Annotated in this window: 1 pseudogene; it reads right to left on the bottom strand. The window is 44.0% G+C overall.

Annotated features, from left to right (window positions below):
- Positions 1-521: pseudogene (locus tag R7190_RS30625) on the bottom strand (inosine/guanosine kinase); the annotation flags it as partial.

The following is a 521-nucleotide window of genomic DNA, read 5'->3' on the forward strand; positions in this document are numbered from 1 at the left end:
TGAAGCTGGTTCATTTGACCTTCGCTGATCGCAAAAGTACGTTCACCGTCTTCAGTAATCAAAGCAAAACAACGACCGATAGCACCATCAACACCTTGCAGGTAATTCAGATCCATGCGGCTCGATGTATTACAAAGGTAACGATAGCCGTAGCTGCCGATTTTGATATCCTGGCTCATCACACCAAGCAGCGTAGAACGATCGTCTGCAAGAACCGAGTAGTTATGAAGTGTATTGCCAATCGTACCACCAGCGTATTCGTTAGTGATCAGATTCTCTTCTTTTAGTTGCTGGTATAGCTCTTCTGCTTTTACATCATCAATAACCAGCGAGTGACCTTTACTCAAACCGTACTTTTCAATCACATCTGACGTTACTTTTGCCTCGATATCCACCAAAGTTTGGTCAATACCGATGATGTGAGTGCGCGTCATCTTCTTGCTTTCTTGTGCTTGGCTCACCAAAGGATCACGAGCATGAACAGGAAAATAGTGCTTCGATTTGCGTTGTCCAGGAAATTT

It is taken from the genome of Vibrio sp. 1078-1 (assembly GCF_033340475.1).